Annotated in this window: 14 protein-coding genes; 12 read left to right on the top strand and 2 right to left on the bottom strand. The window is 46.2% G+C overall.

Annotated elements, in window-relative coordinates:
- Window positions 1–2,188: HDOD domain-containing protein (locus Q0V82_RS08730; RefSeq protein WP_297574770.1), on the bottom strand; the 2,188-nt coding region annotated here is incomplete at its 3' end.
- 181 nt (window positions 2,189–2,369) lie between these two features.
- Between Q0V82_RS08730 and pnuC the strand changes: the two genes are divergently transcribed.
- The 12 genes from pnuC (at window position 2,370) to Q0V82_RS08670 (ending at window position 15,660) form a co-directional block, all read left to right on the top strand.
- Window positions 2,370–2,918 (top strand): nicotinamide riboside transporter PnuC, encoded by a 549-nt coding sequence (gene pnuC, locus Q0V82_RS08725; RefSeq protein ID WP_297574768.1) that lies wholly within the window; start codon window positions 2,370–2,372, stop codon window positions 2,916–2,918.
- A complete protein-coding gene (locus Q0V82_RS08720; RefSeq protein WP_297574766.1) occupies window positions 2,915–3,433 on the top strand; it encodes an ATP-binding protein in 519 nt (172 codons plus the stop codon). The genes pnuC and Q0V82_RS08720 overlap by 4 nt, the downstream gene beginning before the upstream one ends.
- 279 nt (window positions 3,434–3,712) lie before the next feature.
- Window positions 3,713–4,039 (top strand): preprotein translocase subunit YajC, encoded by a 327-nt coding sequence (gene yajC / locus Q0V82_RS08715; protein WP_173534178.1) that lies wholly within the window; start codon window positions 3,713–3,715, stop codon window positions 4,037–4,039.
- 48 nt (window positions 4,040–4,087) lie between these two features.
- Window positions 4,088–5,911 carry a protein translocase subunit SecD gene (gene secD, locus Q0V82_RS08710; RefSeq protein WP_297574764.1) on the top strand — a complete coding sequence of 608 codons (1,824 nt, stop codon included), beginning with the start codon at window positions 4,088–4,090 and terminating at the stop codon, window positions 5,909–5,911.
- 17 nt (window positions 5,912–5,928) lie between these two features.
- Window positions 5,929–6,864 (top strand): protein translocase subunit SecF, encoded by a 936-nt coding sequence (gene secF, locus Q0V82_RS08705; protein ID WP_297574774.1) that lies wholly within the window; start codon window positions 5,929–5,931, stop codon window positions 6,862–6,864.
- A gap of 164 nt (window positions 6,865–7,028) precedes the next feature.
- The gene (locus Q0V82_RS08700) at window positions 7,029–7,670 is read left to right on the top strand and encodes a DedA family protein (protein ID WP_297574762.1); all 642 of its coding nucleotides are present in this window, start codon (window positions 7,029–7,031) and stop codon (window positions 7,668–7,670) included.
- A complete protein-coding gene (gene bioC / locus Q0V82_RS08695; RefSeq protein ID WP_297574760.1) occupies window positions 7,667–8,563 on the top strand; it encodes a malonyl-ACP O-methyltransferase BioC in 897 nt (298 codons plus the stop codon). Before Q0V82_RS08700 ends, bioC begins: the two co-directional genes overlap by 4 nt.
- Window positions 8,560–9,264, top strand: coding sequence for a dethiobiotin synthase (gene bioD, locus Q0V82_RS08690; protein ID WP_297574758.1), 705 nt, complete (start codon window positions 8,560–8,562; stop codon window positions 9,262–9,264). Before bioC ends, bioD begins: the two co-directional genes overlap by 4 nt.
- Before the next feature lie 18 nt (window positions 9,265–9,282).
- The gene (locus Q0V82_RS08685) at window positions 9,283–9,849 is read left to right on the top strand and encodes an SCO family protein (protein WP_297574756.1); all 567 of its coding nucleotides are present in this window, start codon (window positions 9,283–9,285) and stop codon (window positions 9,847–9,849) included.
- Window positions 9,850–9,871: 22 nt separating this feature from the next.
- Window positions 9,872–10,633, top strand: a complete 762-nt coding sequence (locus Q0V82_RS08680; protein WP_297574754.1) for a flagellar brake protein — start codon at window positions 9,872–9,874, stop codon at window positions 10,631–10,633.
- A gap of 247 nt (window positions 10,634–10,880) precedes the next feature.
- Entirely contained in the window at window positions 10,881–12,761 is a 1,881-nt protein-coding gene (locus Q0V82_RS08675; RefSeq protein WP_297574752.1) for an MFS transporter, read from the top strand.
- 118 nt (window positions 12,762–12,879) lie between these two features.
- Window positions 12,880–15,660: a M16 family metallopeptidase gene (locus tag Q0V82_RS08670; protein ID WP_297574750.1), complete on the top strand. Its 2,781-nt coding sequence runs from the start codon at window positions 12,880–12,882 to the stop codon at window positions 15,658–15,660.
- Window positions 15,661–15,705: 45 nt separating this feature from the next.
- Here Q0V82_RS08670 and Q0V82_RS08665 read toward each other — a convergent pair whose 3' ends face one another.
- Window positions 15,706–16,197 (bottom strand): TIGR02281 family clan AA aspartic protease, encoded by a 492-nt coding sequence (locus Q0V82_RS08665; protein WP_297574748.1) that lies wholly within the window; start codon window positions 16,195–16,197, stop codon window positions 15,706–15,708.
- Window positions 16,198–16,215 lie beyond the last annotated feature (18 nt).

Here is a 16,215-nt window from a genome sequence, read left to right as displayed (position 1 = left end):
GTTTATCACCGTAAAATAAACCAATGGTTTTTTTATCCAACACCAAAGGAAAAACAATCAAAGTTTGAGCGGGTAACAGCGCTCGATACCAAGACGGAATACGCTCAGCAATATTTTTTGCATTAATGTCTTCAACCAATACATCCGCTTGCTGAGTCAAAACCCACTGAAAGAGATCGATTGCCGGCTCTAATTTAAATTGAAATTGCGGCAAAACTTGTTCAATATCCGCGCCAAAACCAAAACGCGCCACCATCGCAGCTAACTTGCTGTCACGAGTACAAAACAAAACGCGCTCAAAGCCCACGCTGCGGTACATGGTTTCTAATATCATGCGCAGTACATCGTTTAGTTTAAATTCGCCCACCAAGGTGTTGGTGATGTCTTGCACCCCTGCCGCTAAGCTTGCCGCCGTACTCGGCGTCGGCATCGCTGGCAGGCGAATCACGGCGGCTTGCATCCCGTCTATGTCTGCGTCTTCTGCAGGTATATCGCTATGCGCCACCAGCTTCTTAATGCTGCGGGCAAATACACTGCCTTGGACATCGACCCCTAGAATCGACAAATAAGACAAGTATTGCTGAGCTGCCGAGCGCAATACCTCATGATAAGCACTGTCTTTCCATGCTAATGCCCCGGCATAGCGCTGAATGACTTGCTGTAAATGCACCGTTGACGCTTTCCCCGTCAAGCTCACCAAGGGCAATAAATCGACCGATAGACTAGCAAATACCCGTAAACGTTCCGCTTGCGTTTGCGGCGTATACCGCGCACTGGGCAATGCCTGCAGGCTTTGGGTAATCCGTGCCGGAAAATGCCACGTCTGCATCACTGCAGCGGCCAGTTCGCGATAAGTCATCCCCAGCACGGCTTCTGCCGCCACGGTTTCACTTTCTTGATACTGCGCTTCGCGCTTATTGATTTCTAAGCTTTCTTCATGAAAATAATACAAGGTCAGTAATCGGCCTAAATGCTGAAACACCCCGCAAATCAGCAACTCCTCGACATCTCGCCACCCGCTTTTTAAACCCAGTTCGCGCGCTAAAATGCCGCCAAAAAAGCTTTGCAATACCGCCTCACGTACACGCTCGGCCTGCCCTTTGTTTTGCATGTGCTCAAACAACAATAAAGTAATGGCTAAATTTCGAACTGTATCAAAACCTAAAATGACAATCGCTCGAGAAATCGTACTAATTGACCCACCAAATTGAGCGTAGTTGGCAGAATTAACCATTTTGAGTAATTTATTGGTTAAAGAAAAATCCTGCAAAATCACACTCGATAGATTTTGCAAGCGCTCACCCTCAACATCGTTGAGTTTATTAATGGCGCATATGGTTTGCGAAAGCGATGGAAAATCGGCGGTATGCCGCATGCGCCGCAGCAAAAAATCCAAGGTGCTATTGCGCTGTGCGGCATGCTCATGCTGATGCTCGCTACTGAGTAGCCATGCGGTGAGTGCCGCTTGCAAGGCCACAATATCGGGATAAGTCGGCGTTTCGCCCGCATACAGCGCCATCATCAGCAACTGATCTAATGATGGATCAATCGCGGCATTGTACGTTGACGGCACCACCCCGCGATCAATGCTCGCCACTAACTCAGGCATGGCGTCTTGCGTTAAACCTTGACCGCTTAACATTTGATACAACATCAGGCCATAAGCAAAAACCAGCGCCGATGGCCCATCGGAGCGGCGGGCTGCTGCCTCAGAGCGCAAAGCCGCATCGCCATACAAAACACCGGGGCTGATGGCAAAATCCATTAGCTTTACTGAGCTATTCGCGGTTAAAAACACGTTATGCAACGCACTGGCGGCGGCATTGACGCCCTGCTGTGCCGCTGCAATGGCCGCGCTCAATATCTGCGATAGCCATTGCACAGCAACAACCGGCGCGACAGGGCCCGTCGCTTGCACATACTCAACCATCGTCTGGCCTTCTAGATACTCAAAAACAGCACAAGGATGACCTTGGTCCACCACGATTTCGTACAGCGTCACCCGATTGGGGTGCTTAAATTGGCATAAGGTTTGGGCCGCTTGCAGCTGATCAATCGCGTGACTATGCAGCACCTTGAGTGCGACTCGCCGCTGCTGCTGGGTATCGTTGACCAAATAAACTAAACCGTACTGGCCCTGCCCTAATTTTTTTTCAACGACAAAGCGGCCATTGGCAAAGCTTTTCATTTCTGGCTTCCTTTTTTTCTCTATTCAATATAGTCTGCGGCCTAAAAAACGCTGCCCTCGGGCGCTCGTCTGTTGATCTTCAGCATTTCGCGCTGCAGTGAGCAAACCGAGGTTTTAAATCCTGGCCGCGCCACTTGCTGTGCCACGCATTCACGACACAATGCATTAACCGGTAAATTGAATGAGTACGATTGAAATTTTTGGCTTTGTAATTAGTTTATTGGCTATTTATTTAGCCACCCGCCAGCACCGTTTGACATGGCCTTTGCAAATGATCGCCAGCTTGTTGTATGTGTATTTATTTTTAGAGGTCCATTTATATGGCGAAAGCCTATTGCAGTTGGTCTACGCCGGTATGGCCGCCTATGGTTTTTATCATTGGCGGAGTCAAACCCATCATGCAGATTTCAAGGTTGAACGCTTAACTCGCAAAGAATGGCTCTATATCAATGTCATTGGTATTGCTCTGTTATTACTGGTGGCGCAATTTCAAGTACAATTTTTGCCCACTGACGTGCCTTATTTGGATTCCAGTGTTTTTATTTTTGGCTTAATTGCACAGTGGATGCAAGCCCGTAAAAAAATCGAAAACTGGCTGTATTGGATTGTGCTCGACATTATTTCAGCCGGCATTTATTGGTATAAAGATTTGCATCTTACGGCGGTGCTGTATCTTATCTTGACCGTTTTGGCCATCACCGGCTGGCTTAATTGGCGCAAAAAAGCATGATGCGCATTGCCATTGTTGGTCCTGAATCTTGTGGCAAATCGACGCTCGGCAAAGCCTTGGCAGATCACTTTCAATGCGGCTATGTCGCTGAATATGCTCGGGAATATTTTGCGACCCATTCGCATCAAAATTACGACCTCCACGCGGTGATCACCATTGCGCAAACGCAATACCAACAAGAAAACGCGATGGCCGCCAAGCATGCGCATTTAATTTGCGATACTTCGCCTTTGGTGTGCCGGATTTGGGCGCAAGTCAAATTTGGCCACTGCCCGACAGAGATTGAGCAATTGGAGTTGGCCACATGCTATGACGGCATTTTGCTGTGCGCGCCCGATTTGCCGTGGCAAGCCGATCCATTGCGAGAAAACCCAGAAAATCGCGCAGCGTTATTTGATATTTACTTACAACACTTAAACGCGGGCAGTACCCCATTTCGGATCGTGACCGGTCATGGCGCGCAAAGATTGGCCTGCGCACGACAACAATTAAGCACGATGGGTATTGATCTGTAGCCTTTGATGCATAAAAGCCACCGGAATATACTGCAATATACAGTTGGTATTTTGCACAGAATGCCAAAGGGGCGTGTTGACGATGCGCGGCAATCACGACACACGCTCTTTTTTTGCCCCAAAACAGCGACTTCCCGTGAACTTTATGACCCAGCGCAGAACTTTTTACCCCCAGCTTAGTCATGATGAATGCCGCCGATAAAATGCAGAGCGGTGGATTTTAGCGGCGACACCCGCTAGAATAGTCCGCCTTTGTTTGGCTTACACACTGGAACCCATATGTTGATTGCACCTGCTTTCGCTAATGCTGCTGCGCCAGGCGCAGAAGCAAGCTTTATGTCATTTTTGCCAATGATCGCTATTTTTGCGATTTTCTGGTTTTTAATGATTCGCCCACAACAGAAAAAAGCAAAAGAACTTCGTGCCATGCTCGAAGCACTGCAAAAAAATGACGAAGTCATCACTACCGGTGGCGTCGTTGGTAAGATCGTTAAATTAAACGACCAATTTGTTACGCTTGAATTGTCAGACAATGTTGAGATCTTAGTTCAGCGTGCGGCCATCGGTCAGCGCCTGGAAAAAGGCACCCTAAAAAACAATAAATAATAATCAATGATACGGCAGCCTTGCTGCCGTATTTGTTGGGGCCCATGCATGAACCGCTATCCTCTTTGGAAGTACCTTCTTATTGTTGCGTCGATTCTGATTGCAGCGATTTACACGATTCCTAATTTCTACGGTGAAAGCCCTGCGCTACAAATCTCGAGCGCCCGTGCAACGATTAAAGTCAGCAATGCCATGGTGGCACGTGCCGACACCATCTTAAAAGCGATCAACGTCACGCCAGTTGACAGCTATTTCGAAGGCACTTCAGTTAAAGTTCGCTTTAAAGATACCGACGTCCAACTTAAAGCCAAAGATGCAATCCAAGCAGCCCTAGGCGACGACTATATCGTGGCGTTGAATTTAATTTCGGACACCCCAGTTTGGCTGACTAAGCTACACGCCAAGCCGATGGTACTGGGTCTGGATTTACGCGGTGGCGTGCATTTCTTGCTCGAAGTGGACATGAAAGCGGCCGTTGATAAAGCCCTAGAAAAAACCGCCGGCGATGTACGCCGCGAACTCAAAGACAAAAAAATCCGTTACGGCAAAGTTAGCCGCGAACGTGATCGCGTTGAAGTACAGCTACGCGACGAAGCAACACTTAAAGCCGCCAATTTCGCGGTGCGTAAAATCTTGGGCAATCTAAAAGTTCAAGACATTGCCGAAAATGGCACTTACAAACTCGTCATCACCTATCCCGCAGCCGAGATTACCAAACTTAAAAACGACGCCGTATTACAAAACATCACCACACTACACAATCGGGTGAATGAATTGGGCGTCGCAGAACCCGTGATTCAACAGCAAGGTGAAGGCCGCATTGTCGTGCAATTGCCTGGCGTGCAAGACACCGCCAAAGCCAAAGACATTCTTGGCCGCACGGCGACACTCGAAGTGCGTATGGTAGAGGACGATCAAGCGCTACTCACTGAAGCCATTAATGGCAACGTGCCATCTGGTTACGAGCTGATGAGTGAGCGCCGTGCTGATGGGCGTAATGTGCCGATCTTGTTGAAAAAAGAAGTTGAGCTCACCGGTGAAAACATCAACGACGCGCAAGCAGGCTTTGATGACAAAAACGAGCCTGCAGTACATCTGGGTTTAGATTCAACCGGCGCAGCGATTTTCAAAGTATTAACGCGTGATAACGTTGGCAAACGCGTTGCAATGATCTTGGTTGAAAAAGGCAAAGGCGAAGTCGTTACTGCGCCGGTAGTTCGTGGTGAGATTGGTGGCGGTCGCGTGCAGATTTCTGGCTCGATGGGCGTTGCCGAAGCCAATGACACCGCACTACTACTGCGCGCCGGCTCGCTCGCAGCACCCATGAATATCGTTGAAGAACGCACTATCGGCCCATCATTGGGCAAAGAAAACATCAGCAAGGGCTTTAACTCAACGCTGTATGGTTTCCTCGCGATTGCGGTGTTTATGATGTTCTATTACCGCGTATTTGGGGTGGTCTCTACCCTTGCTCTGGGCGCCAACTTGTTATTCTTGCTGGCTTTGCTGTCATTACTGGGCGTTACACTTACCTTACCGGGGATTGCGGCGATTGCCTTGACCTTGGGAATGGCGATTGATGCCAACGTCCTGATCAATGAACGCGTGCGTGAAGAATTACGCAATGGCGCAACACCGCAATTGGCGATCAAAAACGGTTATGACCATGCGTTTGCGACCATTTTGGACTCGAACATCACCACCTTGATCGCTGGTTTAGCGCTATTGATTTTTGGTTCGGGTGCGATTCGTGGTTTTGCTTGGGTGCATTGCATCGGGATTTTGACTTCAATGTATAGCGCAGTCTTTGTATCACGCGCCATGATCAACCTCATCTACGGCAACCGTCGTGTGAACACGTTAGCAGTTTAAGGCGGGAGCGAAAAATGATTGAATTTTTTCATGTAAAACGTGACATCCCATTTATGAGCTACGGCAAGCTCACCACAGCGATTTCATTGGCGACCTTTGTATTGGCGGTGTTTTTCTTGGTCGCCAAAGGCTTAAATTTTGGTATCGAGTTTACTGGCGGCACCGTCATGGAATTACGCTACCAAAAAGCCGCCAATCTGAGTGAAATTCGCCATCAAGTAGATGCTTTAAAGTACGGCGAAGCGCAAGTGCAATCGATGGGCACCACCACCGATGTCATGCTGCGTTTACCGAATATTAAAGACAAAAATAGCGCTCAACTATCCAATGAAGTTTTGACTGCGCTGCAAAAAGATCGCAGCGATGTTGAATTGCGTAAAGTGGAATTTATCGGCCCATCGGTTGGGGACGAGCTATTTACCCATGGTCTCACTGCGCTTATTTTGGTGTGCCTCGGGATTATCTCTTACTTGGCGATGCGTTTTGAATGGCGTTTTGCCGTATCGGCGGTGATTGCCAATATGCATGACGTGGTGATTATCTTGGGCTGCTTTGCGTTGTTTCAGTGGGAGTTTAACCTCACGGTATTGGCGGGGATCTTGGCAGTATTGGGTTATTCGGTCAATGAATCGGTAGTGGTGTTTGACCGGATTCGCGAGAACTTCCGTCAACCGGCTTTGCGTGGCAAAAGCGTGCCGGAAGTGATCGACAACGCCATTACGGCCACCATTAGCCGTACCATCATTACCCACGGTTCAACCGAATGCATGGTGTTATCCATGCTATTGTTTGGTGGCGCTGCGCTGCATGGTTTTGCCATGGCGCTCACCATCGGCATCGTATTTGGGATTTACTCATCAGTCCTTGTGGCCTCGCCGCTATTGCTGATGTTTGGCATCACCCGTGACAATATGATCAAACCCGTCAGAGTGAAAGAAGAAGCCGTAGTTTAAGCGCCTTCAATCGCATACAATCAGCGCCGACGAAGCTTCGTCGGCGTTTTTCTTGAGCCTTGGCCACTTTCTGGTGTCGTTGTGTCGCTTTTTCGTATCGTGACTAAGCCTACACTTGCGACGACTAGCATAGAAACTGACCACTACTTACCCCGGAGCCCTGCATGGACTTTAATCTCATCAATATTTTCTTGCATCTGGATGTGTATCTGGCGCAATGGGTGGCCCTATATGGCATTTGGATCTACGCCATCTTATTTGCGGTGATTTTTTGTGAAACCGGCCTGGTCGTCACACCATTTTTACCTGGCGACTCTTTACTCTTTGTCGCTGGAATGATTGCCGCAACAGGCGCAATGAATGTCCATCTTTTAGTTGCGCTGCTGTTTATTGCGGCGGTACTGGGCGATGCGCTCAATTACACCATTGGTAAATACTTTGGCCATCGTTTGTTTGCCAAAAAAGACTCAAAAATATTCCGCCCAGAATACTTAAGCAAAACCCACGACTTCTTTGAGAAATACGGCGGAAAAACCATTATCATTGCGCGCTTTGTACCGATTGTTCGCACCTTTGCACCGTTTGTTGCCGGTATGGCGGCAATGACGTATCGCAAATTTTTTGCGTATAACGTGATCGGCGGCGCAGCTTGGGTTGGCTCACTACTTTATGCCGGTTATTTATTGGGCGGCATAGAAATCATCCAAAAAAACCTTAGCGCGATCATCTTAGGGATTATTTTTGTTTCAATCTTGCCGGGCATCATTGAAATCGTAAAACACAAAATGGCGAAGGCGCCAACATGACCGAGACGTTTTACAATCAGAAAGACCGCATTCGCAGCGCATTTGACAAAGCCGCCAGCAGCTACGATGCGGCGGCGGCATTGCAAAGAGAAGTGGTTGAGCGCTTATTTGACCGCCTTGCCGTCATTAATCTGGCCCCCAAAGTCATTCTTGATGCCGGCAGCGGCACCGGTCATGCGCGCTCATTCTTACGCCAGCGTTTTAGTGACGCCCAGTATATTGAGCTTGATTTAGCGCTCAATATGCTCAAAGCGTCGCAAGCCAAAACCAGTACCCTCAAGCAATGGCTGTCGGTCTTTGACAAAAACAAAGCCAATTCGATTTGCGCTGATATTGAACAAATTCCGCTGGCCGACGAATCGGTTGACCTGATTTGGTCGAGCTTAACGCTGCAATGGTGCAATACGCCGGATGCTGCGTTTAAAGAATTTAATCGCATCTTAAAACCCGGCGGCGTGATTATTTTTGCCACTTTAGGGCCCGATACGCTCAAAGAACTACGTAGCGCATTTGTCGGCATTGATGGCCATCAGCATGTGAATCAGTTTATCGATATGCATGATTTAGGCGATGCGCTGGTCAAACATGGTTTGACGATGCCGGTGATGGACATGGAGTACATCACCATGACCTATGCCAAAGTCAAAGACGTGATGCAAGATTTAAAGCACATTGGTGCCAGCAACAAAATGGATGGCCGGCCCAATGGCTTACTGGGCAAAGCGGCGTGGTTAAAAATCCAAGCGCAATACGAAGCATTTCGCCGTGATGGCGTGCTGCCGTGCACCTATGAAGTCGTCTATGGCCATGCGTTTAAACCCACGCAAAAAAACAATGCGCGCTCCGATGGCAGCCAAATCATCAACTTCCGTCCGAGAACACCGTCAGAATGACCGCCAAGCTATTTTTTGTGACGGGCACAGACACCGACGTTGGCAAAACCGTTGCCAGCGCGCAACTGATTCGTGGTTTTGTAAATGCGGGGTTTAAAACCGTGGGTATGAAGCCAGCGGCCTCAGGTTGTATCAGGTCTGGCGATATACTCATCAATGCGGACGTAGAAATGCACCGCGCTGCCAGCAATGTTCAAGCGCCTGCGGCACTGTGTAGCCCGTATTTGTTTGAGCCAGCGATCTCACCCCATATTGCCGCCCAAGAAGCGGGTGTTGTCATTGACTTACAACACCTTAAAAATTGCGCGCAGCAGCTGACAACTCTTGCCGATCGCGTCATCATTGAAGGTGCGGGGGGCTGGTTCGCGCCATTATCAACTCAGGCAACGATTGCTGATTTGGCAACGATTTTGCAAGCGCCAGTCATTATGGTGGTTGGCATGCGGCTCGGCTGTTTAAATCATGCCATGCTCACGGCAAAAGCTATCGAGCAGCAGGGCTTAACGCTGGCCGGATGGATCGCCAATCCAGTCGACCCACTATTTAGCCGATACGATGAAAATTTAGCGCATTTAAAACAACAGCTTGCCGCGCCATTACTGGCTGAACTGAGCTATACGCCAGAAGCAACAAATGCGGCTATTTCGCCAACTGCAATCGCGCAGCTTGAACAATTTAAATTGCCACCCGATTCAATTTAACGCCAATTAGAGCAGCACATGAAAAAAATAATTCTAATGACTTGGTTATTGATTTTGCTGGGCGGCTGTAGCAAGCCTGAGTTTAAAGGGGCTGACATCAGCAATGGCCCCATTGGCGGCGATTTTAAACTCACCGATCACCATGGCAAGCTACGGTCACTGCAAGACTTTAAAGGCAAAGTCGTCGTTTTATTTTTCGGCTTCACCCAATGCCCAGAAGTTTGCCCCACCACACTCTCTGAATTAAAATCAGCAATGCAACAATTGGGCGAAAAAGCCAATCGCGTTCAAGTTTTATTTGTTACGGTCGATCCAGAAAGAGATAGCCAAAAGATACTCGCCGCTTATATACCCGCATTTGATGCTCGATTCTTAGGCTTACATGGCAATGCCGCGCAATTGGCCGACATGGCACAAAAATATCGAATCATTTATCAAAAGCAAATACAAGGCGATAGCTATACTATGGACCATACCGCAGGCAGTTATTTAATCGACCCACAAGGAAATACCCGCGTGATGGTTAATTATGGCGCTGGCGCAGCTGTATTTGCCCATGATTTAGATTTACTATTAGCAGAATAAAAATATCAATACAGGATATACGATGTCAGACGAAGAGAATGGCGGCATTGCCCCAATTGCCGAGCAAGAAGATATCGCGCCCTATCGCATTACAGCCACTATGGAAATCGCCTATGTATTACGCAATTTAGCGCAAAGCAATGCCAATTTAGCGCTTTACTTTAATGCCGGTCGAGACATGATGCTGTCGCGGGTACTCAATGTAGACACCAAAGCACAGCAATTTATTATTGACGTTGGTGGCCATGAGGCCAGTAATACGGCACTGACTCAAGCCAACAAGATTTTATTTGTTACCGCCCTCGATAGCGTTAAAATTCAGTTTTCAGTCGGCCATGCCAAACGCTGTCAATTTGAAGGTAAACCTGCATTTACAATTCAATTTCCTAGCGATTTGATTAAATTGCAGCGCCGAGAGTTCTTTCGCTTACTCACACCCATCACCAATCCATTAACTTGCGAATTAAATTTACCTACCGCGCAAAAAATGCAACTCGAGCTGCATGATATCTCTTTAGGTGGCGCCGGAATTTGGCTTAAAGATGAACCCAAAGATGGCTTTCCATCGGGTTTAGTTTTAAATCAAGTCAATTTTGATTTAGCCAGCGCAGGTTGTGCAACCGTGGATATTGAAATTCGCTCTACGCACGCGGTGACGATGGCCGATGGTAAGGTGCGTTGGCTATTAGGCGTTCGTTTTGTTGATTTACCGCGCACCGTTGAAAATAGCTTGCAACGTTTACTGGCCAATTTAGAACGCGAACGTAAAGCATTGATTGGTTAAGTAGGACGGTGCCAAATCATTGGAATGCAAAATCAATACGCCCATTTAAATCAATGGCCTGCATATCAGGCATTCAAACTGCGTGAGGCCACCGTATTGAGCTTTAGTCTATTTATTTTTGCATCCTTGGTGAATTGAGCACACCCTTGTACGATATGGGTTTTGCTTTTCGCTAAAGCCGATGCGCATTGCGTGTTCATCAATTGCGCATTGCAATCTATTTTTTTGTTGCCTCCTGTGGATCATCATGCACCAGCCCAATCAGTTTGACTTAATGAGTCAGAAGCGTTTTCTTCCCTTATTTCTTACTCAGTTTACCGGCGCATTTAATGATAATTTATTTAAAAATGCATTTTTGGTTTTAATTGCATTCTATGGACTCTCTACTGCGGGGCTCAATAGTGCGGTGCTCATTAATATGGCCGCTGGGATCTTTATCTTACCTTTCTTTCTTTTCTCAACGCTGGCTGGGCAACTGGCAGAGAAATATGACAAGGCGCTATTGGCACGCTGGATTAAAGGCTTAGAAATCATCATCATGCTGCTCGCTGGCCTAGGATTTATTTGGCATAATGCAGCGATTTTGATGGGCTGTTTATTTTTAATGGGCGTTCATTCAGCTTTTTTTGGTCCATTAAAGTATTCGGTTTTGCCACAATATTTAAAACAAAACGAAATCTTAGGCGGTAACGGCCTGATTGAAATGGGCACTTTTGTGGCTATTTTACTTGGGCAAATTGCCGGCACCTTGATTATTCAGCAACAGCCTTACGGTGAAATTTATATTATTATCGCCTGTCTGGGTTTTGCAATTATGGGTTATTTTTGCAGCCGCGCCATGCCGGCCGCACCGCCGACAGCACCGGATTTAAAAATTGGCTGGAATATATTTACTGAAACTGCAAAAATCATTTCCCACACCCGTAAAAATAAAACCGTTTTTAATAGCTTACTAGGTATCTCTTGGTTCTGGTTTTTTGGCTCCATTTACCTAACCCAATTCCCTCACTTTGCCAAAGAAACACTGCATGGCGATGCTTCGGTCTACACCTTATTAATGACCTTGTTTTCACTTGGCGTGGCCATTGGCTCACTCCTGTGTGAAAAACTATCTGATGCGACCGTTGAACTGGGATTGGTGCCATTCGGTTCAATTGGCCTTTCGGTATTTGCCATTGATTTATTTTTCGCCAGCCAAAATCTAGCTCCGGCCAGTTATACCGCTTATACATTCTTGACCGGCCTCTCTAGCTGGCGAATTATTATTGATATTTTATTGATCGGCGTTTTTGGCGGATTTTTTATTGTGCCTTTATACGCACTAATTCAAATTCGAACTGAACATGAATTCACTTCGCGCGCGATTGCAGCCAATAATATTTTAAATTCATTATTTATGGTCGTTGCCGCAGGAATGAGTATTGCCCTGCTTGAAGCCGGTTTGAGTGTGTCGCAACTATTATTACTCGCGGGCATTTTAAATATTTTTGTCGCGATTTATATTTACACGTTGATCCCCGAATTTTTAATGCGATTTATGGTATGGATTTTGACGCATACTTTATACCGAATCAAAAAGGCAGGCGTAGAAAACATCCCCGAGCATGGCGCAGTGGTATTAACCTGCAATCACGTTAGCTTTATGGATGCGATGATTCTCGCTGGCGCAATTCGTCGCCCAGTTCGATTTGTGATGGATCATCGAATTTACAATCTACCCATCATGAATTTTATTTGCCGCACTGCGAATGCCATTCCAATTGCGCCGACTAAAGAAAGCGCGCAAATGAAAGACGTGGCGTTTACCCAAATCGCTCAAGCTCTAGCGGATGGTGAAATCGTGGCCATTTTTCCTGAAGGGCGAATTACCAGCAATGGCAAAATCAATCGTTTCATGCCGGGGATTGAGCAAATCATTAAAACCACACCTGTACCAGTCATTCCGATGGCGCTACAAGGTTTATGGGGTAGTTTTTTTAGTCGTAAAGATGGTGCCGCCATGCTCAAGATGCCACGCGGCATTTTCTCTAAAATCGGCTTAGTCGTTGGTCAACCCATTGCACCGGAATCAGTGACCCGATTAAAACTAGAGCAAGAAACACATCTATTACGTGGCGATTGGCAATAAATTTATCGGTTTATTAAACCTATACGGAGTTGCATAAATTTTATTTTTGATTTTAATACTTGCACCCATTGAAATGATGCTGGAATATGCATCAAAAATTGATAAGGTGTGCGTAATAATGCGTAATTTTTGTGCGACGATATTTTTATGTTTGGTATCAGTTGTTGGCTACGCCCAAACCCAAGTTAAAATCCTACCGGTTCTTGCACCAGATATTATTCAGGGGCAACTAAACAACGGCCTACGTTATTTTATTAAGCCAAATCAACAGCCGAGCAATAAAGTTGAAATGCGTTTAGTCGTTAATGTTGGTTCAATGAGTGAAAAAGACGATGAATTAGGTGTCGCCCATTTGCTTGAGCATATGGCATTTCGTCAAACTAAAAACTTTAAAGCAGGACAAGTCAAAGCATTTTTAGATAGCCATGGTATGCGTTGGGGTGGCGATAGCAATGCCTTTACTAGTCATGAAAATACAGTTTATATTTTATCAGTTTCATCCGATGATGCGGCTCAGGCGCTGCTATTACTTGCAGATTGGGCATATCAAATCGAGTTCGATGAAAACGAGCTCAATACCGAGCGTGAAGTCGTACTGAATGAAGAGCGTATTCGTCGCTCCGACCATGCAATCTATCAATCAATATATAAAACAATTTATCCTAATCAAAACTACGCTAATCGAATGCCAATTGGTGATAGCAAAATCATAAAAAGCATTCCTCTCGAAAAAATAAATGCTTTTTATCAGCGCGAATATCAAGCTCAAAAAATGGCTATTTTAGTTTCTGGAGATATCAATCCACGTCAAATTGAAACTCAAATCAAAAAAAATTTTAATGCCGTGCCTGCCGGCAATCATGCCGTTAACTACCCAAGCCCAGCCGCAATCAATCAGTTACGCCTAGTTAATGAAAATGAAGTACAGTCTTTATCACAAGCACGTGTTGGCTGGAATTGGGTTTTACCTAGCGACTCCATGAGTGATGCAGACGCAGCTTTACGCGACTATCAACGTGAATTAATCGGCATCATTTTGCAGCGCCGACTTTCTAATTTGGCACAAAACCAAGACAGTGCACTCAGTGACGCCATTTGGCTAAATTCGCACGGCACGGATTTACCAACTAGACAAATTCAATATGGTTTTTTTGTTAATGCAAAAAACAATCGCAGCCAAGATGCATTGCGCCAGTTATATCGAGAAATTGTTCGCGCCAAACAATTTGGTTTTAGTGCTGAAGAATTAAACAGTGCATTTGAAACCAGAAAAGCCATGATTGGAACAAATTGGGATAACTTAGCTTGGGCCAATCAACTATTTATGCATTATCGTTTTGCTGAGTCAGTTCGCAATCCATCAGATTACCCAACTCAACACCAGCGTTTTTTTGATGCGACTCAAGCTGCTGATTTGCAAAAATTAATGGCAGATATTTTGGCCTATCCTGATCAAGTGGTTTACGCACTAAAATCCACGCGAGTTCAGTCTGATGACCATATTAACCGACTTTGGCTAAAGGACTTAATCGCTGAAGTCCAAGCAGAAACCTTAACGCCAGTAACAACGAATACCACACGAAATCAATTGCTAGACAAATTACCCGCCAAAGGTAAAATTATTCGTTCAATAGAGGATGCCGCCAATAAAAGTACACTTTGGCAATTAAGTAATGGCATTGAAGTCCTCACCATTGCTCCACAAAGTGCAACAGAAAACATTGGTTTTGCTGTGCAGGCTTTGGGCGGACTCACCGCGCTGAGTACTAATTTATATCCCGCAGCCAGAATATTGCCAGAGTATTTATTACGCGCCGGATTAGATGGAATGCGCCCAAATGACATTGAGCGCATCATGAGCAACAAACAAACCAAACTACTACCGTTTGTTGGCGTGGACACCCACGGTTTTTCTGGAGTGAGTATTCCAAAAGATATTGAAGCATTATTACAGCTCAATTATCTCGCATTGACCGCCGCCAGCGATGACAATGAAGAAGCTGCTATGGTGAGTCGTGAGCTGGCTTTACAAAACATGGCTAAAAATGATGAATTAAGTTTAGCCAATACCTTAAATCAATTACGCTATCAAACGCCGGATTTATTTCCTAGCAATCGAAAAATGCTCAACCCTTTTTATGAGGCCTCGTTAGCCCAATTAAAAACGGCCAAGCAGCAGCTCTATGGCAATCCGGGGGCGTTTCGTTTTGTCATCACCGGCGTCGCCAATGATAAAAAAACCGAAGCTTTGCTCGAGCAGTACCTAGCAAGCCTACCTACCCAGCATTTAAACCTGCCACAGATAAGTACACTACCTCAAGTGCCGGTCAAAGAAGTGCAATTAGGCTGGACCAATACAGGCGCATATAGCCATTGGCAAGCGTATCTACCTGTAAAGGCAAACGCAGGAAATGAATGGCAGTTAACCGCGATGGCTGATTTATTGCATCAGCGCCTTCTCGACGGACTAAGAGAGAAAACGGGCAATATTTATTGGCTTTCACTGGTTCCCAATCGCAATACACCGCAAGGTTTAACCCTAGGCTTTGCCTATCGTACCGATGCTGCGCACTGCGAACAAAGTAGCAAAACAGTTCTCAATGAATTAATTAAGCTGCGACAAACCGCGCCTAGCACAACCGAAGTTAGCGCCATTCATGATCGACTAAGAAAATCCAACGCCGAACGGGTCAATATGCCTATTCCATACGCACTGTCTTACGCCACAGCTTGGTTAAGAAATGGTAATACGTCGAGTAATCAACCCGATTTAAGCCAAATCACCGCGCAGTCTTTACACTCAGCAGCACAAACCTGGTTTCAGCCTCAGTACTGGGCGATTGGCAATTATATGTGTGACGATGTCGTCGATTTACAGCAACTAGTTACCACCCAATAAAAAATAGGCCGCTATCGAAGCGGCCTATTTTTTATTCACGATCAATCAATTTTGCTCGATCAGTTTTAAATGCATTTGCTGGTCTTGGGTGCGAAGATCAAAGTGACGAATGATATTCATCCCCAGTAAGACTTCATTGCCCAAATTAGGCAGCACCCCGACTCGGACATTGGTAAACCGAAATGGGCCAAAACTTAATTCGCTCAATCTGGACTCGTAACCGGCTACCTCGCCATTGGCGGTGCGCGCAATAAACGACTCGCCGCGTGGCAAATTAAGCCGTGCCGCCAAGCGCTCACTCAGCGTAATCGAGGTTGCTCCCGTGTCGAGCAATAGCGTGACCGCAGCACTATTGATATGGCCGTTAATGCGAAAATGGCCGTCTCTGGCTCGCTGCAAAGTGAGCTCAGCGGCATTATCTGTTTGGACGATCTGCATTTTGGGCTGATATTGCTGAGCAATAAAGCTACTAAACACCCAGTAAATCAACGCTAACACCAGCGCCCAAACCAAGAAAATAGCCCAATTTGATCGCATATCTACCCTTAGGTATTA

The sequence above is a fragment of the uncultured Deefgea sp. genome (genome assembly GCF_947072475.1).
Taxonomy (GTDB): Bacteria; Pseudomonadota; Gammaproteobacteria; order Burkholderiales; family Chitinibacteraceae; genus Deefgea.
Note: the sequence above shows the minus strand (reverse complement) of the source record. Positions and strands in the feature narration are given on the sequence as shown.